This window comes from Bradyrhizobium sp. SZCCHNR1051 (assembly GCF_032489615.1).
In the GTDB taxonomy this organism is placed as follows: Bacteria; Pseudomonadota; Alphaproteobacteria; order Rhizobiales; family Xanthobacteraceae; genus Bradyrhizobium.
Genome location: NZ_JAUEYJ010000043.1, coordinates 1 through 25,380, shown reverse-complemented (window position 1 = coordinate 25,380; position 25,380 = coordinate 1). Strand labels below are relative to the sequence as shown.

Genomic DNA, 25,380 nt, shown 5'->3' with positions numbered 1-25,380 from the left:
GGCTCCAGCATGGAATCTGAATCAGAAGTTCACCGACTCGGGAATCCTGATTCCGGCAAAAAACATCACGCTCTAGCCACATCCGCCGCGGCGTATGGATCCCGGGTCGGCGTCCGCCAACGCTGCGCGTTGCCGGACTTGCCCGGGACGACACCGAGTGTGAGGCCCACATTGTGGCATGGCGGCGCCACGCTCGTCGTCGTCATGCGCCGCGCAGGCGCGGGCATCCGTTATACGGCGGCTTGTCGGCCCATGCACAACCGCCTCTGAAATACTGGGTCCCCCGGTCAAGCCGGAGGACGACGGTCGTGATCCTGGCAACCTGCGTTGCCCAAGGCCGAGTTCTAAGGCAGCGCTCACGCAAATTCCGGCGCGACAGCCTGATGCGCCTGCAGGCGGGCGCGTTCGCTGTTCGGCCAGAGCAGGGCCAGGCCGAGGAGGCCGGAGATCACCATGATCACCGCGTTGATGGTGAAGCCGGACATGTAGCCTTCGAGCAGGCTGCCGGAGGCCTGGATCATCTTGCCCATCACGAGGGGCGCAACGATGCCGGCGAGCGTATAGAGCGCGCCGTAGATCGCCATGGCGGCGCCGCGCTGCGTGACCGGGGTGAATTCGCCGATCATCGGCGGGCAGACGACGTAGATCGAGCCGCACAATCCCGATCCGACCACGAGCAGTGCGATCTTTGCCGAAGCGGCGTCGACATGCGGCATCATCGCCATCAGCCCGCCGCCGATCACGAGCGGCGTCGCGCCGAGCACGCCACGGGCCATGCGCGTGGAGACGCCACGCGCCATCAGCGTCTGCGACACAAAGCCGGTGGTCAGCACCACGCACGCGCCGAAGATCCAGGGCAGGATCGAGATGAAGCCGGCCTGCTGCTGCGAGAAGCCGAGGCCTTTCACCAGGAACGGCGTGAACCAGGTCAGCCCGAGCGACAGCGCCCAATAGGCGCCGAAGGTCGCGGCGACGCAGCCGACGAAGGTCCGCGACGTCAGCAGTTGCAGATAGGGAACGCGCCGCTCGCGCAATCCGGCGAGCTCGACCTCCGCCAGCGGTCCTTCCTTGCCCAGCCACAGCCACGCCACGCTCCACATCAGCCCGACCACGCCGAGTGCGCCGAAGGCATAGTGCCAGCCGTGATTCACGATGATCCAGTTCAGCGCCGGCACCGCGAGAATGACGCCGAAGGCCGAGCCTTGCGACAGGATCGCCGTGGGCATCGCACGTTTCTCGTCGGGGAACCATTTGTAGACGGCGTGCACGGCGACCGACGCCGCGGGACCTTCGCCGGCGCCGAGAATGATGCGGCAGATCAGCAGCGTGGTGAAGCCGACGGTGCCGACCATCGGGACTTGCGCCAGCGCCCAGATCAGCGCCAGCACCAGCAGCACCCAGCGCGTCGGAACCCGGTTGACGACGAAGCCGACGACGATGGCCGAGATCGAGAACAGGAAGAAGAAGGACGAGCCCAGCAGGCCGAACTCCTCGGCGTTCAGATTAAGCTCGGTCATGATCGGCACGCCGGCGAGCCCGACCACGATCTTGTCGGCGAAGTTCACCAGCATGAACAGGAACAGCAGGAAGGTGATCTTCCAGGCGCCTTTCGGCGTCGCGCTTGCGCGGGATGTGCCCTTCAGCGTCGTTGGCGCGGCCATGGTCCTTCCCCATTCTGTCATGATCCGCCCCTGTCGTCCGGGCGTTTTGACGATGCTACCCACGAAGCGCCTTTGCAGGCAACCGGCTGGCGAGCTAACTTATTGCTGCAACGCGGGAATCCGCCCCCTTGGGCTGCATCGCGATACCCTCGCAACCTGATTGCACGCGGCCGGCACATCAGGGGCGTCATGAAGAACGAGCGCGTGATGTTCGCGTTGGCCCTTGTTATGTTGTGACGCAACAACCCCGATCATGCTCGTGCTCAGCGTCCGCCATCTCACCAAGTCCTATCGATCCGGCGGCGAGCCGATCCACGTCCTGCGTGGCGTCGACCTCGACGTCTCCTCCGGCGAGCGCGTCGCGCTGACCGGTGAATCCGGCTCCGGCAAGAGCACGCTGCTGCATCTCATCGCCGGGCTCGATGCCGCCGACGGCGGCGACATCCTGCTCGACGGCGCTTCGGTCGGCAGGCTCGACGATGCCGGACGCGCGGCGGTCCGGCGCGAGCGGCTCGGCCTCGTGTTCCAGCAGTTCAATCTGGTGCCGAGCCTGTCGGTTCAGGACAATCTCAGTTTCCAGGCGCGGCTGGCCGGTCGGCATGATCCAGCGTGGCACACCGAGCTTGTCGAGCGGCTCGGGCTGAAGTCGCTGCTCAAGCGCTATCCGGAGCAATTGTCGGGCGGACAGCAGCAGCGCGTCGCGATCGGCCGCGCGCTAGCCGTCAAGCCGGTCCTGCTGCTCGCGGACGAGCCGACCGGCAATCTCGACGAGGACACCGCCGACGAGGTGATGGCGCTGACGCGCGACCTCGTCGCGCGCACCGGCTGCGGCTTCCTGATGGTGACGCACAGCACCAGGCTCGCCGCGATGCTCGACCGCCATGTGCATTTGCATGCCGGACGCGTCGCATGAGACGCGCGCTCTGGATTCTGGCGGTGCTGCTCAGCCACTGGCGGCGGCATCCGATGCAGCTCGCGACCTTGCTGATCGGGCTGATCTCGGCCACGGCGCTGTGGAGCGGCGTGCAGGCGCTGAACCAGCAGGCGCGCAGCTCCTATGACCGCGCCGCCGCGATCTTCGGCGGCGCGCGCACGCCGATGCTGGTCGCGACCGACGGCAAGATGCTGCCGCAGAGCGCGTTCGCGGAATTGCGCCGCGCCGGCTGGCCGGTGTCGCCGGTGCTCGAAGGCCGCGTGCAGATCGACGGCCGCTCGATCAGACTGCTCGGCATCGAGCCGTTCAGCATTCCCAGGGAGGTCGGCGAAGCGCCGATGGTCGGCCGCAGCGAGCTCGAGGCGTTTCTGACACCGCCGCATCGCACGCTGATCTCGCCGGTGACACTGGCCGATCTCGGACTCAAAGACGGCGCGATGCCGCGGCTCAGCAACGACGCCATGCTGCCGCCTTTGATGGCGCAGCAGCAGCTCGCACCCGGCGTGCTCGTGGTCGATATCAGCGACGCGCAGCGGCTGCTCGGCAAGCCCGGCCAGATTTCGCGGCTGCTGGTCGGCAAGACGCAAGGCCAGCGACAGCCGTTGCAGTCGTTGGCGGACGGCCGGCTGCAGCTCGTGCAGCCGGAGGCCGAGACCGACCTGGAGCGGCTGACCGACAGCTTCCACCTCAACCTCACCGCCTTCGGCCTGCTGTCCTTTGTCGTCGGCCTCTTCATCGTCAACTCCGCGATCGGGCTTGCCTTCGAGCAGCGGCTGCCGGTGCTGCGGACCTTGCGCGCCTGCGGCGTGTCGGCGCGCCAGCTCAATGGCGTGCTGATCGGCGAGCTCATCGCATTCGCATTGGCGGCCGGCCTGATCGGGCTGGTGTGTGGCTATTTCATAGCTGCGGCGCTGTTGCCGAACGTGGCAGCGTCGCTGCGCGGGCTGTATGGCGCGCAGGTGCCGGGCGAGCTGAGCCTGCAACCCGAATGGTGGTTTGCGGGCCTCGTCATCAGCATAGCCGGCGCGCTCGCAGCCGCGACGACGAGCCTGATCAAATCGATGCGGCTGCCGATCCTCTCCACCGCGCAACCCTATGCGTGGCAGGAGGCGCAGCGGCGCTGGCTGCGATTGCAGAGCGCGGTCGCGCTCGCCTTCTTCGTTACCGCCGGCCTGCTGCTGTGGCTCGGGCAGTCGCTGCTCGCCGGCTTCGGCGTGCTCGCAGCCATGATGCTCGGCGCCGCGCTAGTGCTGCCGGCGATCCTCGAGCTGGTGCTGCGGCTCGGTGAGCGCGGCGCGCGGGCGGCGCTGGCACAATGGTTCTGGGCCGACAGCCGCCAGCAGATCTCGGGCCTGTCGCTCGCGCTGATGGCGCTGCTGATGGCGCTCGCCGTCAACGTCGGCGTCGCCACGATGGTCGAAACCTTCAGCCGCACCTTCCTGGTCTGGCTCGACGGCCGCCTCGCGGCCGACATCTACATCAGCGCGTCGGACGAAGCGCAGGCGCGCGACGTCCAGGCTTGGCTGCGCGCGCGGCCCGAGGTGCAGGCGGTGCTGCCGGGCGGCCGCGCCGAGGCGCAGCTTGCGGGCGCGTCGGTCGACATTCTCGGCCTGCCCGATCACGACACCTATCGCGACCACTGGCCGCTGCTGCAGGCCGTCGACAACGCGTGGAAGCAGTTGGTGCGTGGCGACGCCGGCTTCGTCAGCGAGCAGCTGGCGCGGCGGCTCAATCTATCCCTTGGCGACAGCCTGGACCTTCCCGCGCCCGGCGGCGATTGGCGCATCACCGTCGCCGGCATCTATGCCGACTACGGCAATCCCAAGGGCCAGATCACGGTCAACGTCGCCGCGCTGACACGCCGCTTCCCGGCGACGCCCATGACGCGCATGGCCGTGCGCGCGGCGGCCGCCGACGTGCCGGGGCTGATCACGGGGCTCACCAACAAGTTCGGCCTCGATAGTCGCAACGTCGTCGACCAGGCCACCGTGAAGCAGGAATCGAAACAGATCTTCAACCGCACCTTTGCGGTGACCGGCGCGCTCAACACCTTCACGCTCGGCGTCGCCGCGATCGCGCTGCTGACCAGCCTGCTGACCTTGGCGAACTCGCGGCTGCCGCAGCTCGCACCCTTATGGGCAATCGGGCTGACGCGGCGGCGGCTCGCCGAGGTCGAGCTGTTGAAGACGCTGTCGCTTGCCGGCCTCACCGCGCTGCTGGCGCTGCCGCTCGGGCTTGTGGTGGCGTGGTGCCTGATCGCGATCGTCAACGTCAAGGCATTCGGCTGGCGGCTGCCGTTCGACGTGTTTCCGCTGCAGCTCATTCGGCTCTTGCTCGTCACGCTCATCGCGGCGCTGATCGCCTCGCTGCTGCCGGTGCTGCGGCTGGCGCGGATGCAGCCGGCCGATCTCGTCAGGACCTTCACCATTGAGCGCTAGAGCGACCATTTCGCGACGCATGCTGATCGGCGGGCTCGGCCTGCTGGCGCTGCCCCGCCTCGCGCGCGCGCAGGGCTTTGCGGGACTGAGCGATAGCGCCGACGGCTTTGCGCCGGTGACGCCCGGACGAGAGTTCAGCTTCCCTGCGGATCACGGGCCGCACGACGATTTCCGAATCGAATGGTGGTACGTCACCGCCAACCTCGCCGATTCCAGCGGCAAGGCCTATGGCCTGCAATGGACCCTGTTCCGCTCGGCGGCCCGGCCGGGGCCGCAGGGCGAAGGCTTCGACAATCAGCAGCTCTGGATGGCGCATGCCGCGGTGACGCGTGCCGACAGTCACCGCTCGTCCGAGAAATTCGCGCGCGGCGGCGTCGGCCAGTCCGGCGTCGAGGCCAAGCCGTTCCAGGCCTGGATCGACGACTGGCAGCTGCGCGGCACCGCCGCGACCGACGATCGAGCGCTGGCGCCTCTGGACATGAGCGCCGTCGGGCCGGACTTCTCCTACGCACTGCATCTGGAAGCGGACAGGCCGGTGGTGCTGCAGGGAATCGGCGGCTACAGCCGCAAATCCGAGCGCGGCCAGGCGTCGTACTACTACAGCCAGCCGTTCTACCGCGCCCGAGGCCGCATCAGCTTCGACAATCTACCAATCGAGGTCACGGGCCAGGCCTGGCTCGACCGCGAATGGAGCAGCCAGCCGCTGGCCTCCGACCAGAGCGGCTGGGACTGGTTCGCGCTGCATTTTGCCGGCGGCGAGAAGCTGATGCTGTACCGGATGCGGCAGGGCAATGGCGACTACACATCGGGAACCTGGATCACGGCTGACGGCGCCTCGCATGCGCTCGGCCCCGGGGACATCGTCATGACGCCGACAGAGACGGTTGCGATCGGCGAGCGCAGGCTGCCGGTCGGCTGGCGTGTCGAAATATCAGCGCTCGGCATCGCCATCGACACCGCAGCGCTCAATCCAAACGCCTGGATGGGCACGCGCGTGCCCTATTGGGAAGGGCCGATCAGCTTCAAGGGCAGCCACACCGGGGTGGGCTATCTCGAACTGACCGGATATTAAGAAGCCGTCATCAGGGGGAACCGCGCATGTATCACTTCACCGCACTCGTCACCGTGCTCGCGCTCATGCTGTATTTCTACATGGCCGTCCGCGTCGCGCAGGCGCGCGCCAGGTTCGGCGTGAAGGCGCCCGCGACCACCGGCAATGCCGATTTCGAGCGCACCTTCCGCGTGCAGATGAATACGCTGGAATGGCTGCCGATCTTCCTGCCGGCACTGTGGCTGTTCGCGATCTATGTCAGCGATGTCATCGCCGCACTGATCGGCCTGGTCTGGATCGCCGGGCGCGGGATGTACATGGTGTCCTACGCCAGGGCCGCCGAGAAGCGCGGCCCCGGTTTTGGCGTGCAGGCCCTGGCAGGCTCGATCCTGCTGGTCGGTTCGCTCATCGCCATCCTCTGGCGCATGCTGCACGGCTGACCGCCCAGTCCCCCGCTGTCGTCCCTGCGAACGCAGGGACCCATAGCCACCGACGGATGTTTGTTGCGCGGCGGGTCGACGTGCAGCCTGCCCTGTTCAGAGATCACGCGGTATGGGCCCCGGCTTTCGCCGGGGCGACACCAATGTTCTGGCGCGCGATCACTTCGTCAGCGGACAGCCGCTCTCCTTGGCGGTGAAGAACGCCTTGTCGCCGGGCACCGTGGCGAGCTGCTTGTAGTAGTCCCACGGCTTCTTCGATTCGGACGGCTTCTTGACCTCGAACAGGTACATGTCGTGGACCATGCGGCCGTTGGCGAGCACCTTGCCTTGCGCGAAGGCGTCGTCGACCGGCAACTCCTTCAGCTTGGCCGCGACCGTATCGGAGTCCTTGGTTCCGGCGGCCTTGACGGCCTTCAGATAGGACAATGTCGCGGAATAGGTGCCGGCGTGGATCATGCTCGGCATCCGGCCGGTGCGCTTCATGAAGCGCTCGCTGAAGGCGCGGGACTTGTCGTCGCGATCCCAGTAGAAGCCTTCGGTGAGGATCAGGCCCTGCGCCGCCTCCAGCCCGAGGCCATGCACCTCCGACAAGGTCATCAGCAGGCCGGCGAGCTTCTGGCCGCCCTTGACGATGCCGAACTCGGCCGCCTGCTTGATCGAGTTGGTGGTGTCGAGGCCCGCATTGGCGAGCCCGATGATCTTCGCCTTCGAGCTCTGCGCCTGCAGCAGGAAGGACGAGAAGTCCGACGAGTTGAGCGGGATGCGCACCGAGCCCAGCACCTTGCCGCCCTTCGACGTCACGATGTCGCTGGTGTCCTTCTCCAGCGCATAGCCGAAGGCGTAGTCGGCGGTCATGAAGAACCAGGTATCGCCGCCGGACTCGACCAGCGCCCCGCCGGTGCCGACCGCGAGCGCGCGGGTGTCATAGGCCCAGTGGAAGCCGTAGGGCGTGCAGGCATCGCCTGATATGCGCGAGGTCGCGGCACCGACGACGATATCGATCTTCTTCTTTTCCTTCGACAGATCCTGGATGGCGAGCGCGACCGACGAGGTCGTCAGCTCCGTGATCATGTCGACCCCCTCGGTATCGTACCAGCGCCGCGCGATCGACGAGGCGAGGTCCGGCTTGTTCTGGTGGTCGGCGGTGACCAGCTCGACCTTCTGCCCCAGCACCTCGCCGCCGAAATCCTCGATCGCCATCCTGGCGGCCTCGACGGAGTACTTGCCGCCGTAGTCCGCGTAGACGCCGGACTGGTCGTTGAGGATGCCGATCTTGACCTGTGCCGACGCCGGCGCCGCCACGAGCAGCGCACCGACGGCAGCAACAGCCAGCAAGCCCGATTTCATATGATCTCTCCCGGAGTTTCTAGGCTTTGACATGTCATTCGTTGGAATGCCTGACCATGTTATGCCAGAACCCCGGCCGCGCCCATCCCTTCCCTCCTCAGCCAAAGGGCTGAGAGGCCTGTTGAGAGCCCGGAACCTGTCCGCTAGATTGGCCGCAAACAACGACATGCCGTCCCGTAAGGATGGTACGCGCGGAAGGAAACGGCCCGAGGGCGCGACGAGAACATCGTCGGCGTGACGTTTGCCCTGTGGCCCTCCACCACCGTACCTCCGGCCGGCGTCGGAAGGGAGGACACATGTACACCGGCAAGCACGCCCGGCTGCGCCCGTTGCAGCCCGCCTTCATCATGGCCTCGACCGGCGAGGCCGTGACCTATCGCGAGCTGGAGGCGCGCAGCAACCGGCTGGCGCATCTGTTCCGCAAGCGCGGCCTGAAGCGGCTCGACCACTATTCGATCTTCATGGAGAACAACAGCCGCTATCTGGAAGCGTGCGGCGCAGGCGAGCGCTCCGGGCTGTATTTCACCTGCGTGAACTCCTACCTCACGCCCGGCGAGCTGGCCTACATCCTCAACAACAGCCGGTCGCGGCTTCTGATCACCTCCCTCGCCAAGCTCGAGGTCGCGCGCGAGGCGCTGAAGGAGGCGCCCGACATCGAGCTCTGCATCGTCGCCGACGGCCCCGGCGAGAGCGAGCGGATCGTCGGCCTCGCGGAGGCCACCGCCGGCCTGCCGGCGACGCCGATTGCCGACGAATGCGTCGGCACCGCGATGCTCTATTCCTCCGGCACCACGGGCCGGCCGAAGGGCATCCTGCGGCCGCTGCCCGAGCAGCCGCCAGTGCAGCAGCTGCCGATCTTCGATTTCCTGGAGAAGCTGTGGCGCTATCGCGAAGGCATGATCTATCTGTCGCCGGCGCCGCTCTATCACTCCGCACCGCAGGCCGCGGTCAACCTCACCATCCGCGTCGGCGGCACCGCCATCATCATGGAGACGTTCGACCCCGAGCGCTACCTGCAACTGGTCGAGCAATGGGGCATCACGCATACGCAATTGGTACCGACGATGTTCTCGCGCATGCTGAAACTGCCGGAACAGATCCGCACGCGCTATGACCTCTCCTCGCTCGAAGTCGCGATCCATGCCGCCGCGCCGTGCCCGGCACAGGTCAAGGAGGACATGATCAAATGGTGGGGGCCGATCATCCACGAATATTACGGCGCCACCGAAGGCCTCGGCTTCACCGCCTGCGACAGCGCGGAATGGCTCGCGCATCGCGGCACCGTCGGCAAGGTGCTGTTCGGCGACCTGCACATCCTCGATGAGAACATGCAGCCGTGCCCGACCGGAACGGCCGGCACGGTGTGGTTCAAGACCGGATCGCCGTTCGAGTATTTCAACGACCCCGAGCGCACCAAGGAGGCACGCTCGGCCGACGGCACGATGAGCACGGTCGGCGACGTCGGCTATGTCGATGCCGACGGCTATCTCTATCTCACCGATCGCGCCACCTTCATGATCATCTCCGGCGGCGTGAACATCTATCCGCAGGAATGCGAGAACCTGCTGATCACGCATCCGAAGGTCGCCGATGCCGCCGTGTTCGGCGTGCCCAATTCCGATCTCGGCGAGGAGGTGAAGGCGGTGGTCCAGCCGATGTCGGGCATCATGCCTGGGCCTGAGCTGGAAGAGGAGCTGATCGCGTTCTGCCGGCAATCGCTGTCGCGACAGAAGGTGCCGCGCTCGATCGATTTCGAGAAGGAGCTGCCGCGGCTGCCGACCGGCAAGCTCTACAAGCGTCTGCTGCGCGACCGCTATTGGGGCAACAAGACTTCTAGGATCGTGTAGGGCGGCACGACCTCGGATTGATCCTGGTCAAGCGCGCGCGATGCCGCGCAGCTATTCTTCGCTGATTGCGATCGCAGCACGAGACGACGACATGCGCGCTCATCAAATCATGACCAGATCCGTGATCGCGGTGACGCCCGGAACCCCGGTGGCCGAGGCGGCGCGGATCATGCTGCGCAACCACATCGGCGGGCTGCCGGTGGTCGACGCGTCCGGCACGCTCGTCGGCATGGTCACGGACGGTGATTTCCTGCGCCGCGCCGAGCTCGGCACCGAACACAGGCAAGGCCGCTGGCTCGACCTCCTGGTCGGCCGCGGCCGCATCGGCGCCGACTTCGTCCATTCCCACGGCCGTACGGTCGGCGACATCATGAGCCAGCCTCCGGTCACAGTCAGCGCCGATGCCAGCCTGGCGGAGATCGCCGAGATCATGGAGAAGCGCAACATCAAGCGTCTCCCTGTGATGAGTGGCGACCGGCTGGTCGGCGTGGTGACACACACGGATTTCCTGCAAACCGTGGCCGACCTCGCCACTGCCGTTCCGGGCCCCACCCCCGACGATGACGGGATCCGCAGCGCCATTCTCGATTCGCTCGACCAGGCCGCCTGCAAGCATTGCCGCTTCAACGTCGTCGTCCGCAACGGCATCGCGCATCTCACGGGCGCGGTTCGCAACGAGAAGGAGCGGGCCACGGCGATCGTGGCGGCCAAGAGCGTCCAGGGCGTCAGGAACGTGCGCGACCACATGTGGGTCTATCCGCCGCCGGAGGACGAGTTCGGCGGCGGTGACATCGTCTCGCTGCAGGACCAGCCGTCGACCGACGACGACCAACCGCTGTGAGGAGAGCCGGGCGTGCGACGTGCCTCCGTACCATCACTGCTGCTGCTGGTCCTGCTCTCCGCCTCGGCGGCCGCCGAGGATCTCGACCACGGCCGCCGGCTCGCCGAGCGCTGGTGCGCCGCCTGCCATGCGGTGGCCACCGAGCCGACCAAGTTCCGCCGCGCCCGGCCGTTTGTCGCCATCGCGGCCAGGGACGGAGTGACGAAGGACATGCTGGTCAAGTTCCTCCTGCTTCCCCACGCGACGATGGCCAACAATCCGCTCAGTGCGAACGATGCGACCGACCTGGCAGGCTATATCCTCAGCCTTAGGAAGTAGTTGCTGCCAAATTCGCCTTTGGATTGCGCCGCCGCCCCGTGATCGGCGGCGTCCGGACGCAAGAGTGGGCCCTGGCGCCCGATGATACGGCACCTTCGCCGGCAATTTAGCAAGATCCTCCGGAACGAAACGCTCAAGCCTGCGTTCTGTGTGTTCGCCGTCGTGAGCTGGAGCACGTCGCATGGCCCCAAACGGGTCTGCTGACGGCAAATCGCCCTGTCCTCGTTGCCGGGAAGACCAACAACAAGCAGCGATCGAGATAGCCCTTGCATTTGCACACAAACAAGTTGGTAATCTGGTGCACGGCGTCTTCTCTACCGACCTGTTAGCAAGGAGCCTGCGACGTGCACGGAATGCCCGGCGCCTCCCCCGCCCCACGCGCGACCGACGACGACACGGCCTATCTGGCGGCGATCGTGGAGTCCTCGGCCGACGCCATTGTCAGCACCACCGCCGACGGCGTCATCCGCAGTTGGAACGCGGCCAGCGAGCGGATGCTGGGGTTCACCGCGGCTGAAATGATCGGCAGATCCGTCTCCGAGATCGTTCCCCCCGAGCTGGCGGAAGAGGCGAACGCCTTGCGCGCCAGGGTCAACGCGGGCGAAGCGGTCGAGAGCTTCGAGACCGTCCGGCTGACCAAGCAGGGACGCCCGATCGAGGTCTCCATCACGTTTTCACCGATCCGCAGCAGCACCGGCGTGATCGTCGGCATCTCCGGAATCATCCGCGACGTCACGCTGTCGAAGAAGGCCGAGCGTGCGGCGGCGATGCTCGCGGCCATCGTCGCCTCGTCCTCGGACGGCGTCGTCAGCAAGACGCTGGACGGCACGATCACCAGCTGGAACAAGAGCGCCGAACGCATCTTCGGCTTCTCGGAAGGCGAGATGATCAACCGCTCGATCCGCACGATCATCCCGCAGGAGCGCCAGGCCGAGGAGGACCGGATCCTCGCCACCGTCCTATCCGGCGCGATCATCGACAATTTCGAGACCATCCGCCTGCGCAAGGATGGTGCGCTCATCGACGTGTCGGTCACGGTCTCGCCGGTCCGGGATTCGAGCGGCCGGATCATCGGCGCCTCCAAGATCGTGCGTGACATCACCGACAAGCGCCAGACAAGGGAGCAGTTGCGCACCCTGCTGGCCGAGGTGAACCACCGCAGCAAGAACCTGCTGTCGCTGGTGCAGGCGATCGCCCGGCAGATGACCCGTCACGGCCGCCAGCTCGACCTCAACCGCTTTCTGGAGCGCCTGCAGGCGATCGCGAGCAATCAGGATCTCCTGATTCAGAACGATTGGCGTTTCATTCCACTCGGCGGCCTGGTCCGCTCGCAGCTCGGGGCGTTCAGCGACTTGATCGGCGACCGCATCGCGATCGACGGACCGCCGATCGAGCTGACGCCAGAGGCCGCGCAGTCGATCGGCATGGCGGTCCACGAGCTCGCCACCAACGCCGCCAAATATGGTGCGCTGTCGAACCACGACGGACGGATCGCGGTCCGCTGGACGCGCATCGACGACAGCTTCGACATGACCTGGGTCGAAAGCGGCGGACCTGAGGTCGCGCCGCCCGAGCACACCGGCTTCGGCAGCCGGGTGATTTCCGACCTGGTGCGCGCTGGCCTGGATGGATCGGTCGAGGTCCAGTTCCTGCCGGCCGGACTGCGCTGGCACCTGAGGTGCCCCCTGCAACGCCTCAGCCGCGACCATCATCATGCGCGCCAGTGAGAAGACTCACCTCCTGATCGTCGAGGACGATCCCCTGATCGGCTTCGACCTCGCGGTCGAGCTCGAAGCCGCCGGATTCACGGTGGTCGGCGTGGCGCCGACCGTGCACAAAGCCCTCCATCTGCTCGAGCGGAATCACTGCGATCTTGCCGTGCTCGACGTCAATCTCGGGCGGGAAACATCGGCGCCGATCGCGCGCGCTTTGGCCGCGGCCGGCGTGCCCTTCGTCGCCGTCACCGGCTATTCCGTCGATCAATGCCCGGAAGAATTCGCCACGGCACCGCTGCTGTCGAAGCCGTTCCAGACGTCACGGCTGGTCGCGGCGCTGAGGCGGCAATTGCATCCGTGAGGCGCGCGTCGGCCGCGCAACAGAGCCACGATCGGCATTGTTGCCGTTTGAAGGATTAGGGGTCGGCACCGCGCCCTTGAAACAGCGCAGTTGATTTCACGTCTTTGATGGCAGAATTGCCCCCTCGCCTCGACAGCAATGCACTCCCCTCCCCCTTGCGAGGAGGGGTCGCGGGTGGGGGTCCACGTGTCGCGCTCCACGTGATCTGCGCTCCCACCGTGGACGATGTCGACGATGATCTGCGCAACCGGCGAACCGCCTACTTTGAGTGTTGCAGAATGCAGCGGCGGGACGCTGCATGTCGCGAAGCGATGCCTCCGTGAGAATATCGAAGTCGCATACAACAGAGTTCAGCGCGCGCGGACCCCCGCCCCGCAAGCGGGAGAGAGGTGCAGCATGCCTCGAGCTAACTCACGCCCACTTGCGCGACGATCAGCCCGCAATCTCCACCACGATCCGACCCGTCGTCACCTGGTCGCCCTCGGCTACCTCGATCGCGGTCACCGTTCCTGCGATGCCAGCAGTATGAACGTGCTCCATCTTCATCGCCTCGAGCGTCACCACCGGCTGTCCCACAGCCACGCTGTCGCCCGGCTTCACCAGCACCGCGACCACGCGACCGTTCAGGGCCGCACGGACCTTGCCATCGCCTCCGGTGGCGGCCGAGGATTGCGGCCTCGCCAACGTCAGATCGCGCACTGCCAGCGTCTGACGGCGATGCTGGACGAACAGCCGATCGTCGTCACGGACGAAGCGCGCGCTCTCGACGATCTCGGCGTGATGAACGCGGATCGTGTCATCAGTGAGCGATACGATCTCGAAGCGATGCTCTGCATCGCCACGCGTCACGCGATAGCTTCCGTCACGCTCGCACAGTAGCTCGCACTCGGCCACCTCGCCGGCGATCTCGAACCGGAGCGGCGTCGCGAAGGCGGCCGCGAGCGAGCGGCCGCGGCGGACGGGATGTGCGAGCGGATGGCTGACGGAGAGCAGCAGCGCGACCGGCGCGAGGTCTGCCGCTTCGACGGCCGGCGCACGCAACTCGTCACGATGCGCCGCGATGAATGCGGTGGTTGCCTTGCCCGCGGCGAAGGCCGGATGCCGCAGACATGAAATCAGGAAGGCCCGGTTGGTCGGGACGCCCAAAGCAACGGCCTGCTCCAATCCGGCGATCAGCCTTGCGCGCGCCTCCTCACGAGTCGCAGCATGGCTGATCAGCTTGGCGATCATCGAATCGTAGTGCGGCGGGATCTCCGCGCCGGACTCCAGCGCATGCTCGACCCGGATCATCCCCGGCATCTGCCACAGCGCCATCCGCCCCGATTGCGGCATGAAGTCGTGCGCGGCATCCTCGGAGCATAGCCGCACCTCGATCGCATGACCCGAGAAGCTGATCTGGTCCTGGCGCAACGGCAGAGGCTCGCCGGCGGCGACACGCAATTGCCACTCGACGAGATCGAGTCCCGTCAGGGCCTCCGTCACGGGATGCTCGACCTGCAGCCGCGTGTTCATCTCCATGAAGTAGAACTGGCCGTCGGCATCGAGCAGGAACTCCAGCGTGCCGGCGCCCTCATAGCCGAGCGCCTTCACCGCCTGCACCGCCACGGCGCCCATGCGCGCGCGCAGCTCCTGCCCGACCGCGGGCGACGGCGCCTCCTCGATCAGCTTCTGGTGCCGGCGCTGCACCGAGCAGTCGCGCTCGCCGAGATGGACGGCATTGCCGTGGCTATCGCCGAATACCTGGATCTCGATGTGGCGCGGATTGGCGATCGCCTTCTCGAGGATGACGGTGCCGTCGCCGAACGCCGTCGCCGCTTCCGAGCGGGCGCTGCGCAGCAGGTCGGGAAAGGCGTCCGCATCCGTCACAAGCCGCATGCCGCGGCCGCCACCACCGGCGACGGCCTTGATCATTACCGGGAAACCAATGCGGCGCGCCTCGCGCAGCATCGCGTCGTCGCCCTGGTCCTCGCCCTGATAGCCGGGTACGCAGGGCACGCCGGCGCAACTCATGATCACCTTGGCGCCGGCCTTGTTGCCCATCGCCTTGATCGCCTCGGGCGATGGCCCGATGAACACCAGACCGGCCTCCTTGCACGCTTGCGCAAAATCCTCGTTCTCGGCGAGAAAGCCATAACCGGGATGCACGGCATCCGCGCCAGTCGCCTTTGCGGCGGCGATGATCGCTGCGATGTTGAGATAGGACTGTGCGGGCGGCGGCGCGCCGACGCGGACGGCCTGATCGGCGAGCCGCACATGCGGCGCATCGGAATCGGCGTCCGAATAGACCGCGACCACGCCGTGGCCCAGCCGGCGCGCGGTGCGCATGATCCGCAAGCCGATCTCACCGCGGTTGGCGATCAGCACCTTGTGGAACGGCCTGCGTTGCATTCCCGGCATCTCTCCGCTCATGGCCGCGCCACCGAGAACTGCATCCGCTGCGGCTCGCGCGCCTCCGCCTCGCGGCAGATCGCCAGCACTTCCGACAGCACCGCGCGGGTGTCACGCGGATCGATCACGCCGTCGTCGAGCACGCGCGCCGAGGTCGCGAACACGTCCATCTGGCTGTCGAACACGCCGATGATCTGCGCCTTCATGGCATCGAGCTTCTCGCGCTCCACCGGCTTGCCGCGGCGCGCCGCCGCCGCTTCAGTCACGATCGCCATCGTCTCCGCCGCCTGCTCGCCACCCATCACGGCGGTCTTGGCGTTGGGCCAGGAGAAGCAGAAGCGCGGGTGGAATCCACGGCCGCACATGCCGTAATTGCCCGCCCCGAACGAGGCCCCGCAATAGATCGTGATCTGCGGCACGCTGGCCGAGGTCACCGCCTGGATCATCTTGGAGCCGTGCTTGATCATGCCGGCCTCCTCATAGGCGCGGCCGACCATGTAGCCGGTGGTGTTGTTGAGATAGAGAATCGGCGTTCGGGTCTGGCAGCAGGACTGGATGAAGTGCGTCGCCTTGTTGGCGCCGGCCGGATCGAGCGGGCCGTTGTTGGTGACGATGCCGATCGCCTGGCTCTCGATACGGGCATGGCCGCACAACGTCGCAGGCCCGTAGTTTGGTGCCATTTCGACGAAGTCGCTGTCGTCGACGATCCGCGCGATGACCTGGCGCATGTCGACGGGGCGCTTGTGGTCGAGCGGCATGATGCCGAGCAGCTCCTCCTGGTCGTAGCGCGGCGGCTTCACCGGTGACGACTCGTGCGATGGCCGATCCCAGTTCAGCTTGCCCATGATCTCGCGCGCGATACGCAGGGCATCGCGGTCGTCCTCGGCGAGATAGTCGCCGAGGCCGGAGATCGAGGTGTGCATCTCGGCGCCGCCGAGCTCCTCCTCGGTGGCGATCTCGCCGGTCGCGGCCTTCAGCAGCGGCGGGCCGGCGAGGAAGGCGCGGGTGCGGCCGCGGACCATCACGATGTAGTCGGACAGACCAGTCTGGTAGGCGCCGCCCGCCGTGGACGAGCCGTGCGTCACCGTGACGACCGGCAGCCCCGCCGCCGACAGCCGCGCCAGGTTGCGAAAGATGTTGCCGCCCCGCACGAAGTCCTCGACGCGGTAGCGCAGCAGGTTGGCGCCGGCACTCTCGACCAGTTGCAGGTAGGGCAGCTTGTTCTCCAGCGCCAGCTCCTGCACGCGCAGGGTCTTGTCGAGCCCGTAGGGCTGCAGCGCTCCGGCATCGATGCCCGCGTCATTCGCCGAGACCATGCAGCGCACGCCGGACACGAAGCCGATGCCGGCGACGACGCCGCCGCCCGGCACGCTCTTGGCCGGGTCCGGCGTATCGAACATGTAGCCGGCAAGCGTCGACAGCTCCAGGAACGGCGCGCCGGGATCGAGCACCAAGGCGACGCGCTCGCGCGGCAACAACTGGCCGCGCTGATGGAAGCGCTCCTTTGCCGCCGCCGAGGCATTGCGCGTGCGCGCCTCGAGATCGCGCATCCGCGCGATCAGGACGAGCATGCCGTCACGATTGGCCTGGAAGGCGGCGCCAGCGGGAGAGATGGTGTTGTCGATGGTGGCCATCAGTTCATGCTTTCGTCATTCCGGGACACGAGTGCGCAGCAAGATGGACGGGCCATCTTGCTGCGCGGGAGCGAACCCGGAATCTCGAGGATCAACCCTCACGCGCTCTTCGCCACGAAATGATCGCCATAGGCCTGGCGCAGCTCGACCTTGCGCAGCTTGCCGGTGGCGGTCATCGGCATCTCCTCGAGCACCCGCACCAGCTTCGGCACCTGGAAGCCGCCAAGCGACTTGCGGCAGTGCTCAAGCAGCTCGGTCTCACTGGCCTGCGCGCCGGGCTTGAGCTTGACGAAGGCCGAGACCGCCTCACCCCATTGCGGATGCGGCAGGCCGACGACGGCGGCATTCTGCACCGCCGGATGCGCCAGCAGGGTCTCCTCGATCTTGACCGAGGCGACGTTCTCGCCGCCGGACTTGATCATGTCCTTCTTGCGATCGAGGAACAGCACCTCGCCCTTGTCGATGACCGCGAGATCGCCGGTGTGGTGCCAGCCGAACTTGCGGGCGTCCTCCGTCGATTTCGGATCCTTGTAGTAGCCCAGCATCACGTTGGGCCCGCGATGCACCAGCTCGCCGATCTCGCCGGGCGGCAGCAGGTTGCCGGCATCGTCCATGATCGCGGTCTCGTTGACGAACAGCGACTCGCCCCAGTAATTGCCGAAACGATTGAGCTGCACCTCGGGACGCGACATCGTCGTCGCCGGATACATCTCGGTCTGGCCGCTGGTCAGCACGAAGTTCGGGCACAGCTCCCTGATCGCGCGCTCCAACAGCGGCCGGCCCATCGGCGCCATCGTGTAGAGGCAAGTCCGCAAGTGGGAGAGGTCGAACTCCTTGCGGCGCGGATGATCAAGGATTGCCTGGTACATCAGCGGCAGGCCGACGAACACGGTGAGGCGGTCGCGCACGATCGCCTCCATGCAGGCGACCGGGTCGAAGCCACGCATCAGCGCCATGCGGCCGCCGACCGAGAGATAGCTGAGCAGCAGCACATGGCCGGCACAGTGGAACAGCGGGAACTGCCCGGTGATGCCGTCCTGGCGCGAGAGCTGCATCTCGATGCAGTTGCTCATGACGGCCATCACCACGGCGAGGTGACAATGCATCGCGCCCTTCGGTCGCGACGTCGTGCCCGAGGTGTAGATAATCATCGCAAGATCGCGATCGTTGATCTCGATCTCGGGCTCGACGTCCGAATGACCCTGGATGAGGTCGGTGAAGCTGGCAAGCCCCGCGGCCTTCGCCGTCCCGGTGAGATCGACGGCGATCAGCTCGACGCCCCGCTTTTCCAGCGCGGCGCGGCGGTCCGCCTGAGCAAACAGATTGTCATCGATGAGCGCGAAGCGGACCTCGGCATGGCCGAGGATGTAATCCATGTCGGCGGGCCCGAGCATCGTATTGATCGGCACCCAGACGAGACCCGCGCGATGGATGCCGAACAGCGCTTTGACGAACTCAATCGAGTTGTTGCAGACGGTCGAGATCTTTTCGCCCGGCTTCAGCCCCTTGGCGACGAGATAGTTCGCAAACCGGTTGGCATCGCGCTCCAGCTCGGTGAACGTCACCTGACGGGCGCCATCGGTGATCGCCACCCGCTCGGGAAAGCGGCGCGCCGCGCGCTTCAGGAGATCGCCGATCGCGACCCGGCCGATGCGGCCGGGACCGGACACGCCGCCGGTGGCATCGAGATTGGTCATTGGTCTGTTCCCTCCCCATCCACGTCATTGCGAGGAGCCGAAGGCGACGAAGCGATCCAGGGCGTCGTGCAGAACTCTGGATTGCGTCGCTGCGCTCGCAATGACGGCGTATGCCGCGTCAATTCACCGTGCCAAACATCTGCCGGGCCTCGGCGGGACTTGCGATCTCGCGGCCCGCGCGCCGCGCGCACGCCGCGATGGCCTCGATCAGTTGGCCGTTCGAGGTCACCTTGGTGCCGTCGCCGAGATAGAACGTGTCCTCCAGCCCGGTGCGGAGATGGCCGCCGAGTTCGGCGCAGCGCTGGTGCAGCGGCCAGATCTCCGCGCGGCCGATTGCCGTGACCTGCCAGTGCGCTTCGGACAGCTTCAGCTTGAGCAGGATCGGCAGCAGCTCGGGATCAGCCGGCATGCCGGAGGCAACGCCCATCACGAAATTGTACTCCAGCGGACCGCCATACATGCCGGTCTGGCGATACATCGCGACACAGCGCACGATGCCGACGTCGAAGCATTCGAATTCCGGGATCGTGTGCGCGTCCTTCATCGCGGCGAGATAGTCCTGGATCTTCTCGACCGAGTTGTCGAACATCATCGGCGGCCAGGCCCAGTTGTTGTCGGCCTTGACCTTGAGATAGTTCAGCGAGCCGGCATTGCAGGCCGCGATCTCCGGCCGGGTCTGCCGGATGCAGTCGAGCGCACCTTGATAGTTCGGTCCCGACACGCCCGAGGTGTGATTGATGATCACGCCGGGACAGGCCTCGCGGATCGCCTGCTGGATCTCGCGGGAGACGTCGACGTCCCAGGACGGCAGATGCCCCTTGCCCGGCGCCTGCTGGCGCAGATGGATGTGCATGATCGCAGCACCGGCGTCATAGGCGCGCCGCGCCTCGCGCGCCATCTCCTCGGGCGTGACCGGCACATGATGCTGCCTGGGATCGGTGAGCACGCCGTTCAGCGCGCAGGTGATGACGGCTTTGTCGCTCATGGCACTCGTTCGATGGCTTCGCGCAAGCGGCGCTGTGCTGATCCGGCCCGTATATGACGGCGTCTCCGCCTGATCTGCTTGCGTTGACTCGCTGGTTGGAGGCCGCGCAACCCGCTATTGCTCTGCATCAAGCGCCCGGACGGGATCGGCGCTAACTGGTTCCCATGTTTCTCGTCACGGGGCGTGCAATGCCGATCGACACACAACCGGCGCCGACATTTCCGAACGGCCTGAGCGCAGCCGAGGCGGCACGGCGTCTGACGGCGGAGGGATTCAACGAGCTGCCGCAGACCGGCAAACGCTCGATCCTGCGCCTCGTCGCCGACGTGCTGAAGGAGCCGATGCTGCTTCTGCTGCTCGCCGGCGCGGGCATCTATCTCGCGCTGGGCGACGCGGCGGAAGCGATGCTGCTCGGCGTGTTCGCCTCGGCCTCCGTCTTCATCACCATCGTGCAGGAGGCGCGGACCGAGCGCGTGCTGGAATCGCTGCGCGATCTCTCCAGCCCGCGCGCCCTGGTGATCCGCGACGGCGAGCGCATCCGCATCGCCGGCCGCGAGGTGGTGCGCGGCGATCTCATCGTGCTCGCCGAGGGCGATCGCGTCGCGGCCGATGCGGTGCTGCGGGAGTGCGACGATCTGCTGACGGATGAATCGCTGCTGACAGGCGAATCCGTGCCGGTGCGCAAGCGCCCCGCCCCGGCCGAGCCGATCGACACGCCCGCTGCGGCGGCCGGCGGCGACGACCAGCCATTCGTGTTCTCCAGCAGTCTCGTCGTCCGCGGCGGCGGCATTGCCGAGGTGACGGCGACCGGGCCGCACACAGCGATCGGCAGGATCGGCCAGTCGGTGACCGCCCTGGAGACCGAGACGCCGCGGTTGCGGCAGCAGACCCGGCGCCTGGTGCTGGCGTTCGCCATCGGCGGCGGCATCGTGGTCGCGGTCACGGTCGTGCTCTATGCGGTGTACCGCGGCGGCTGGCTGGAGGGAATCCTCGCCGGCATCGCGCTGGGCATGTCGATGCTCCCCGAGGAATTCCCGGTGGTGCTGACCGTGTTCCTGGCGATGGGCGCCTGGCGCATCTCGCAGGCGCGCGTGCTGACGCGGCGCGCTTCGGCGATCGAATCGCTCGGCGCCGCCACCGTGCTGTGCACCGACAAGACCGGCACGCTGACGCAGAACCGCATGATGGTGGCCAGGCTGGTGCTGCCGGACGGCAGCGTGCTGCAGCCTGCGACGGCGACGCCGGATGCCGTCGCGCCGCCCTTCCGCGATCTCGTCGCCACCGCCGTGCTGGCCTGCGACCCGCAGTCGCATGATCCGATGGAGAAGGCGCTGCACGCGCTCGGCGCCGACGCCACCGCAGGCGCCACGTTGCAGCGACGCTACGGCTTGCGCCCCGACCTGCTGGCGATGACCAACGTCTGGTCGCGCGACGGCGCCGGCCTCGTGGCGGCCAAGGGTGCGCCGGAAGCGATCGCATCGCTCTGCGGCGTCGACGGCGGCGAGCTGGCGGCGCTGCAGGCGCGCGTCGAGACGCTCGCCGCCGAGGGCCTGCGCGTGCTCGGCGTCGCCCAGGCGAGCTGGAGCGGCGAGGCGCTCCCCGACATACAGCAGGACTTCGCGTTCTCGTTCCGCGGTCTCGTCGGCTTCGCCGACCCGCTGCGTCCGGAGGTGAAGGATGCCGTCGCCGAGTGCCGCTCCGCCGGCGTCCGCGTCATCATGATCACCGGCGACTATCCCGCGACGGCCACCGCCATTGCGCGGCAGGCCGGGATCGATCCCGAGCGCGTCATCGCGGGCCCCGAGCTTGCCGATCTCGACGACGACGCCCTGGCGCTTGCGGCGCGCGTGCCGACGGCGTTCGCCCGCATCATGCCGGAGCAGAAGCTGCGCATCGTCACCGCGCTCAAGGCCGACGGCGAGATCGTCGCGATGACCGGCGACGGCGTCAACGATGCGCCGTCGCTCAAGGCGGCGCATATCGGCATCGCGATGGGCGGCCGCGGCACCGACGTCGCGCGCGAGGCCTCGGCGATCGTGCTGCTCGACGATGATTTCGGCTCGATCGTCAAGGCGATCCGGCTCGGCCGGCGCATCTACGACAATCTGCGCAAGGCGATGAGCTTCATCCTTGCCGTGCACTTTCCGATCGCCGGGCTGGCGCTGCTGCCGCTCGTCACCGGTCTGCCGCTGCTGCTCGGGCCCGTGCACATCGCCTTTCTCGAGATGATCATCGATCCCGTCTGTTCGCTGGTGTTCGAGGCCGAGACCGAGGAGAGCGACATCATGCGGCGGCCGCCGCGCGATCCGCAGGAGCCATTGCTGCCGCGGCCGCTGGTGCTGTGGGGGGCGCTGCAGGGCATCCTGGCGATGCTCACCACGGGCGGCGTCCTGCTGCTGGCACACCGCAACGGCATGCCGGACGACGAGCTCCGCGCGCTGGTGTTCTTCACCCTGGTGTCGGTGATCGTGAGCCTGATCTTCGTCAACCGCTCGTTCTCGAGCTCGCTGCGCGAGGCGCTGCTGCGGCCGAACCGCATGCTGCTGCTGGTGATCGGCTTCGTCGTCGCCGTGCTCGCGACTAGCCTGACGCTGCCCGCCGCCGCGGCGCTGTTCCGGTTCGGACCGCTGCATGTCGACGATCTCGCGCTGACCGCGGCAGCCGCGCTGACCACGCTGATCATGCTCGAACTGTCGAAGTTCCCACTGCGCGCCGCGCTCGCGCGGCACGCAGCCAGGAAAGATCAGGTCAAGGCGACCTCGCCGGCGCGGTAGATCGCGAGATCGCGCGAGCCGGAGAAGATCGCGCGCGGCTTCAGCCCGTAGAAGCGGCGGATCGAATGGCTGAAATGCGTCGAGTCGGGATAGCCGATATCCTGCGCGAGATGCGCGAGGTTGAGGTCCTGGTTGGCGTAGTTGAGCAGATGCCGCGCGCGCTTCCAGGCGCGGAACGAACGGAAGGAGATGTCGGTCTCCTCCTTGAACAGATGCAGGAAGCGCGACGTCGACAGGCCGACGGCGGCGGCGCAGCTCTCGGCCGTCGCCGGCTCGCCGGAGAAGCGGCCGATCAGACCGATCGCCTTGACCACGCGCGGATCGAGCGTCCGCTGCGGCAGTACCTCGCCGAAGCACAGCCGGTCGAACACTGCGCTGGTGACGTCGCCGCTCAGCGGCCGCTGCACCAGCTCCTCATAGGCGGCGCGAATGCGGCAGGCGAACGCCTCGGCCTCGCGGGCGACGCGGCTGGCGAAGCGGTCCAGCGTGCCGATCGGCACGCTCTCCGGCTCGATGGTGACGACGATGACGGTGCGATAATCGCTCTCGATGGTGTGCGGCCGGTTCGGCGGCACGACCAGCAGCTCGCCGCTGCGCTCTTCGGCTCCTTCGGCCAGCAGCCGCAGGCTGCCGGTGAGCGCGACGTAGATATGGCACGCGCCCGAGCAGCGCTGGCGCGGACGACCGAGCAGCCCGGCGTAGAAGACGCGCTCGGGCGTGATCAGCATGAGATGGCCGGAGTCCCGGCGGGTCACATCCATGGTCTTCCTCCTGAGGCGCGGCTCTGGCGGCCGCTTCTTTGGAGGAGAACCATAGCGCAATTCGCGCCGCTGTCATCGGCGACGACTGCCGATTTTTGTCGCGGTTAACTCACCGATTCGAGATGATCGTCGTTCCGGGGCGCGCGCGAGCGCGAACCCGGAATGACGTGCCCAAAGCTACGGCCTGACCCGCGGCTTGATGCCCTGCTCGATCCCGGCGCGCTGCTCGGCCGCACGCGCGCGGCTGTAGCCTTCACGCTGCTGCAGGCGCGCCCAGTAAGCAGCCACATTCGGCCCAAAATCCTTGGCGAGCCCAAGCGTGTCTGCGAGACGCAATGCATAGCCGATCACGATGTCGGCCGCGGTGAAACGACCCGCGCACAAGAACTCGGCATTCGCCGTCGCTGCCTCCACGGCGCGCAGCCGTCCCAGGAACCACTTGGCATAATCGGTGGCGACCTGCGGCGAGCGCCGCTCCTCCGGCTCGAGCTGAGTGTATCGTAATACCAGCGTCTGCGGGAACGTCAGCGTGGCGTCGGAGAAATACATCCAGTTCAGGAACGCGCCGTAGTCCTTTTCCTCAGGCCCGACCATCAGCGGCGTCGGGCCGTGCTTGATGCCGAGATAATGGCAGATGCCCGAGGACTCCGTCATCTTCGTCTCGCCGTCGATCAGAAACGGGATCGTGCCGAGCGGATTGATCGCCAGATACTCCTTCGCCAGCACCCGCGGCGGGAACGGCAGCATCTTCAACTCGTAGTTAAGTCGAAGCTCTTCCAGCATCCACAACGGGCGAAACGAGCGGGCGCCGTCGCAATGATACAGCGTGATCATCAGGCGCTCCCCGCTTTGCCGCTGCCTGGCAAGGTCCCCATCATCTTGCACAGGATCGTCAGCATCACCTCGTCGGCGCCGCCGCCGATCGAGCTCAGGCGCGAATCGCGGTAGGCGCGGCTGACCGGTGTCTCGTTCATGAAGCCCATGCCGCCCCAATATTGCAGGCAGGCGTCGGTGAGCTCGCGCCCCAACCGGCCGGTCTTGAGCTTCACCATGGTCGCGAGCCGTGTCACGTCCTCGCCGGCGATCAGCGCCTCCGCGGCCTGGTAGGTCAGCGCGCGCAGCAGCTCGACCTCGGTCTGCATTTCCGCGAGCTTGAAGTGGACGACCTGGTTGTCGAGGATCGAGCGACCGAACGCCTTGCGGTTGCGGGTGTACTCGATGGTCGCATTGATGATCGCTTCATGCGCCTTCAGGCAGGCTGCGCCGGCCCACAGCCGCTCCTCCTGGAACTGCATCATCTGATAAGTAAAACCCTGCCCCTCCTCGCCGATGCGGTTGCGCTTGGGGACGCGAACGTTGTCGAAGAAGATCTGCGCCGTGTCCGACGAGCGCATGCCCATCTTGTCGAGCTTGCGCGCGACCTGCACGCCCTTGTTCTTCATCGGCACGCAGATCAGCGACTTGTTGCGATGGACAGGTCCGTCGCTGGTGTTGGCGAGCAGGCAGATGAAATCGGCCTGGGTGCCGTTGGTGATCCACATCTTGCCGCCATTGATGACGTAGTCGTCGCCATCGCCGCGCGCCTGGGTCTTGATCGAGGCGACATCGGAGCCCGCGCCGGGCTCGGAGACGCCGATGCAGGCGACGTAGTCGCCTGAGATCGCGGGCGCCAGGAACTCCTTGCGCACCTCGTCGGAGCCGAACCGCGCCAGCGCTGGCGTCGCCATGTCGGTCTGCACGCCGATCGCCATCGGGATGGCGCCACAATTGATGGCGCCGAGCTCTTCCGCCATCATCAGCGCGTAGGAATAATCGAGCCCCTGGCCGCCGAACTCGACCGGCTTGTTGAGGCCGAGAAAGCCGAGGTCACCGAGCTTCTTGAACAGCTCATGCGCCGGAAAGATGCCGGCCTCCTCCCATTCGTCGACATGGGGATTGATCTCGGCAGCGATGAATTTCTGCAGGATGCGGCGCGGTTCGTCGTGGTCGGCGGTGAAGAGCATTCTTCGTCGAGCTCCTGTCGTCTCTTTTCTTGACGTCATGGCCGGGCTTGTCCCGGCCATCCACGTCGTTGTTCTTATATGGCGTACAGCGTGGATGCCCGGGTCAAGCCCACGGCTGTCCGGTTGAGGTTTCTAGCATATACTAAGGCTCAACTGGCGATCATCTCGAATGGTCGGTGGTGGAG

Annotated in this window: 19 protein-coding genes; 10 read left to right on the top strand and 9 right to left on the bottom strand. The window is 66.7% G+C overall.

All coding sequences use genetic code 11. The features are described 5' to 3' along the window. Nucleotides 1-356: 356 nt before the first annotated feature. Nucleotides 357-1,661, bottom strand: a complete 1,305-nt coding sequence (locus QW868_RS32950) for an MFS transporter (protein WP_316232508.1) — start codon at nucleotides 1,659-1,661, stop codon at nucleotides 357-359. A 253-nt stretch (nucleotides 1,662-1,914) separates the two neighbouring features. Between QW868_RS32950 and QW868_RS32945 the strand changes: the two genes are divergently transcribed. The 4 genes from QW868_RS32945 to QW868_RS32930 are packed head-to-tail and all read left to right on the top strand — an operon-like array spanning nucleotide 1,915 to nucleotide 6,524. Next, nucleotides 1,915-2,574, top strand: a complete 660-nt coding sequence (locus tag QW868_RS32945; RefSeq protein WP_316232507.1) for an ABC transporter ATP-binding protein — start codon at nucleotides 1,915-1,917, stop codon at nucleotides 2,572-2,574. Continuing rightward, on the top strand, nucleotides 2,571-5,033 hold the full coding sequence (locus QW868_RS32940; RefSeq protein WP_315778230.1) for an FtsX-like permease family protein: 2,463 nt from the start codon (nucleotides 2,571-2,573) through the stop codon (nucleotides 5,031-5,033). Before QW868_RS32945 ends, QW868_RS32940 begins: the two co-directional genes overlap by 4 nt. After that, complete coding sequence (locus QW868_RS32935) at nucleotides 5,023-6,105, top strand: lipocalin-like domain-containing protein (RefSeq protein ID WP_316232506.1); 1,083 nt, start codon at nucleotides 5,023-5,025, stop codon at nucleotides 6,103-6,105. The genes QW868_RS32940 and QW868_RS32935 overlap by 11 nt, the downstream gene beginning before the upstream one ends. Nucleotides 6,106-6,131: 26 nt before the next feature. Next, a complete protein-coding gene (locus QW868_RS32930; protein ID WP_315798781.1) occupies nucleotides 6,132-6,524 on the top strand; it encodes an MAPEG family protein in 393 nt (130 codons plus the stop codon). A gap of 159 nt (nucleotides 6,525-6,683) precedes the next feature. Here the strand turns inward: QW868_RS32930 and QW868_RS32925 are convergent, their stop codons facing one another. Beyond that, nucleotides 6,684-7,871, bottom strand: coding sequence for an ABC transporter substrate-binding protein (locus QW868_RS32925; protein ID WP_315798780.1), 1,188 nt, complete (start codon nucleotides 7,869-7,871; stop codon nucleotides 6,684-6,686). A gap of 296 nt (nucleotides 7,872-8,167) precedes the next feature. Here QW868_RS32925 and QW868_RS32920 point away from each other — a divergent pair, with 296 nt between their 5' ends. From QW868_RS32920 to QW868_RS32900, 5 genes are all read left to right on the top strand, one after another. Further along, a complete protein-coding gene (locus QW868_RS32920) occupies nucleotides 8,168-9,718 on the top strand; it encodes an AMP-binding protein (RefSeq protein ID WP_315798779.1) in 1,551 nt (516 codons plus the stop codon). 91 nt (nucleotides 9,719-9,809) lie between these two features. Beyond that, nucleotides 9,810-10,559, top strand: a complete 750-nt coding sequence (locus tag QW868_RS32915; RefSeq protein WP_315798778.1) for a CBS domain-containing protein — start codon at nucleotides 9,810-9,812, stop codon at nucleotides 10,557-10,559. Between the two features lie 12 nt (nucleotides 10,560-10,571). Then, on the top strand, nucleotides 10,572-10,877 hold the full coding sequence (locus QW868_RS32910) for a cytochrome c (RefSeq protein ID WP_315773747.1): 306 nt from the start codon (nucleotides 10,572-10,574) through the stop codon (nucleotides 10,875-10,877). 344 nt (nucleotides 10,878-11,221) lie between these two features. Continuing rightward, entirely contained in the window at nucleotides 11,222-12,604 is a 1,383-nt protein-coding gene (locus tag QW868_RS32905) for a PAS domain S-box protein (RefSeq protein WP_315798777.1), read from the top strand. Continuing rightward, entirely contained in the window at nucleotides 12,591-12,953 is a 363-nt protein-coding gene (locus tag QW868_RS32900) for a response regulator (protein WP_315740582.1), read from the top strand. The genes QW868_RS32905 and QW868_RS32900 overlap by 14 nt, the downstream gene beginning before the upstream one ends. Before the next feature lie 432 nt (nucleotides 12,954-13,385). Here the strand turns inward: QW868_RS32900 and QW868_RS32895 are convergent, their stop codons facing one another. From QW868_RS32895 to QW868_RS32880, 4 genes are all read right to left on the bottom strand, one after another. Continuing rightward, on the bottom strand, nucleotides 13,386-15,341 hold the full coding sequence (locus QW868_RS32895; protein WP_315798776.1) for an acetyl-CoA carboxylase biotin carboxylase subunit: 1,956 nt from the start codon (nucleotides 15,339-15,341) through the stop codon (nucleotides 13,386-13,388). Between the two features lie 17 nt (nucleotides 15,342-15,358). Then, nucleotides 15,359-16,975, bottom strand: a complete 1,617-nt coding sequence (locus QW868_RS32890; RefSeq protein ID WP_315798775.1) for an acyl-CoA carboxylase subunit beta — start codon at nucleotides 16,973-16,975, stop codon at nucleotides 15,359-15,361. A gap of 98 nt (nucleotides 16,976-17,073) precedes the next feature. Next, nucleotides 17,074-18,672, bottom strand: a complete 1,599-nt coding sequence (locus QW868_RS32885; RefSeq protein WP_316232505.1) for an AMP-binding protein — start codon at nucleotides 18,670-18,672, stop codon at nucleotides 17,074-17,076. A 118-nt stretch (nucleotides 18,673-18,790) separates the two neighbouring features. After that, nucleotides 18,791-19,657, bottom strand: coding sequence for a 3-keto-5-aminohexanoate cleavage protein (locus QW868_RS32880; protein ID WP_315773754.1), 867 nt, complete (start codon nucleotides 19,655-19,657; stop codon nucleotides 18,791-18,793). Between the two features lie 188 nt (nucleotides 19,658-19,845). On the opposite strand from QW868_RS32880, the gene QW868_RS32875 reads away from it, so the two are divergent. Then, nucleotides 19,846-22,431 (top strand): cation-translocating P-type ATPase, encoded by a 2,586-nt coding sequence (locus QW868_RS32875; protein ID WP_316232504.1) that lies wholly within the window; start codon nucleotides 19,846-19,848, stop codon nucleotides 22,429-22,431. Here the strand turns inward: QW868_RS32875 and QW868_RS32870 are convergent. From QW868_RS32870 to QW868_RS32860, 3 genes are all read right to left on the bottom strand, one after another. Continuing rightward, the gene (locus QW868_RS32870; RefSeq protein WP_315773758.1) at nucleotides 22,401-23,192 is read right to left on the bottom strand and encodes a helix-turn-helix domain-containing protein; all 792 of its coding nucleotides are present in this window, start codon (nucleotides 23,190-23,192) and stop codon (nucleotides 22,401-22,403) included. The two genes, QW868_RS32875 and QW868_RS32870, sit on opposite strands and share 31 nt — an antisense overlap. Before the next feature lie 177 nt (nucleotides 23,193-23,369). Beyond that, nucleotides 23,370-24,026: a glutathione S-transferase family protein gene (locus QW868_RS32865; protein ID WP_316232503.1), complete on the bottom strand. Its 657-nt coding sequence runs from the start codon at nucleotides 24,024-24,026 to the stop codon at nucleotides 23,370-23,372. Continuing rightward, on the bottom strand, nucleotides 24,026-25,195 hold the full coding sequence (locus QW868_RS32860; protein ID WP_316232502.1) for an acyl-CoA dehydrogenase family protein: 1,170 nt from the start codon (nucleotides 25,193-25,195) through the stop codon (nucleotides 24,026-24,028). Before QW868_RS32860 ends, QW868_RS32865 begins: the two co-directional genes overlap by 1 nt. Nucleotides 25,196-25,380: the final 185 nt, after the last annotated feature.

Excerpts from the sequence above, each read along its gene's own strand:
- QW868_RS32950 (WP_316232508.1), bottom strand. The coding sequence starts at position 1,661 with ATGGCCGCGCCAACGACGCTGAAGGGCACATCCCGCGCAAGCGCGACG.
- QW868_RS32945 (WP_316232507.1), top strand. The coding sequence starts at position 1,915 with ATGCTCGTGCTCAGCGTCCGCCATCTCACCAAGTCCTATCGATCCGGC.
- QW868_RS32940 (WP_315778230.1), top strand. The coding sequence starts at position 2,571 with ATGAGACGCGCGCTCTGGATTCTGGCGGTGCTGCTCAGCCACTGGCGG.
- QW868_RS32930 (WP_315798781.1), top strand. The coding sequence starts at position 6,132 with ATGTATCACTTCACCGCACTCGTCACCGTGCTCGCGCTCATGCTGTAT.
- QW868_RS32925 (WP_315798780.1), bottom strand. The coding sequence starts at position 7,871 with ATGAAATCGGGCTTGCTGGCTGTTGCTGCCGTCGGTGCGCTGCTCGTG.
- QW868_RS32920 (WP_315798779.1), top strand. The coding sequence starts at position 8,168 with ATGTACACCGGCAAGCACGCCCGGCTGCGCCCGTTGCAGCCCGCCTTC.
- QW868_RS32915 (WP_315798778.1), top strand. The coding sequence starts at position 9,810 with ATGCGCGCTCATCAAATCATGACCAGATCCGTGATCGCGGTGACGCCC.
- QW868_RS32900 (WP_315740582.1), top strand. The coding sequence starts at position 12,591 with ATGCGCGCCAGTGAGAAGACTCACCTCCTGATCGTCGAGGACGATCCC.
- QW868_RS32895 (WP_315798776.1), bottom strand. The coding sequence starts at position 15,341 with ATGCAACGCAGGCCGTTCCACAAGGTGCTGATCGCCAACCGCGGTGAG.
- QW868_RS32890 (WP_315798775.1), bottom strand. The coding sequence starts at position 16,975 with ATGGCCACCATCGACAACACCATCTCTCCCGCTGGCGCCGCCTTCCAG.
- QW868_RS32885 (WP_316232505.1), bottom strand. The coding sequence starts at position 18,672 with ATGACCAATCTCGATGCCACCGGCGGCGTGTCCGGTCCCGGCCGCATC.
- QW868_RS32880 (WP_315773754.1), bottom strand. The coding sequence starts at position 19,657 with ATGAGCGACAAAGCCGTCATCACCTGCGCGCTGAACGGCGTGCTCACC.
- QW868_RS32875 (WP_316232504.1), top strand. The coding sequence starts at position 19,846 with ATGCCGATCGACACACAACCGGCGCCGACATTTCCGAACGGCCTGAGC.
- QW868_RS32870 (WP_315773758.1), bottom strand. The coding sequence starts at position 23,192 with ATGGATGTGACCCGCCGGGACTCCGGCCATCTCATGCTGATCACGCCC.
- QW868_RS32865 (WP_316232503.1), bottom strand. The coding sequence starts at position 24,026 with ATGATCACGCTGTATCATTGCGACGGCGCCCGCTCGTTTCGCCCGTTG.
- QW868_RS32860 (WP_316232502.1), bottom strand. The coding sequence starts at position 25,195 with ATGCTCTTCACCGCCGACCACGACGAACCGCGCCGCATCCTGCAGAAA.